Below are 426 nucleotides of genomic sequence, written 5' to 3'. Positions count from 1 at the left end.
ATGAAGCTGCCGCTGGACGACCTCGGCGGGATGGCGAAGGCGATCTTCGTCGGGCACGACCGGCCGATCGACTTCGGGCTCCTCGGCGTCGAACGTCCGGACGGGTCCCGCGACAAGTACGGGTTCGTCGTGATGGCCGGTCTCGGGCTCGACGCCCGCATGATCGCCAACACCCGGCCCGAGCTGAAGAAGCGCGTCGGGTGGCTCGCGTACCTCGACTCGCTGCTCCGCTCGGTGCGCGACGCCGACGGCTTCGAGTTCAAGTACCGGCTGTCGGTCTCCAAAACCGAATGCCGGGGGTTCGAGTCCCTCCACTCCTGCCATCGCCTGAACGGCGAGCGGGAATCGAAGGGTCGGAAGCGGATTTGAGCGAGGCCAGGGCGCCGCCCCAGCGGAAGGGCGCCTGCGGCCTCTTGTGTTGTTGAT

Annotated in this window: 1 protein-coding gene; it reads left to right on the top strand. The window is 67.6% G+C overall.

From position 1 onward, the window contains the following. A partial coding sequence (locus I5E_RS04350; protein ID WP_022905917.1) for a diacylglycerol/lipid kinase family protein occupies nucleotides 1-369 on the top strand: 369 nt, incomplete at its 5' end. Nucleotides 370-426: the final 57 nt, after the last annotated feature.

Source organism: Curtobacterium sp. B18 (assembly GCF_000333375.1).
Lineage (GTDB): Bacteria > Actinomycetota > Actinomycetes > Actinomycetales > Microbacteriaceae > Curtobacterium.
The sequence above is the reverse complement of the archived record's forward strand: the minus strand, read 5'-3'. Positions and strand labels throughout refer to the sequence as shown.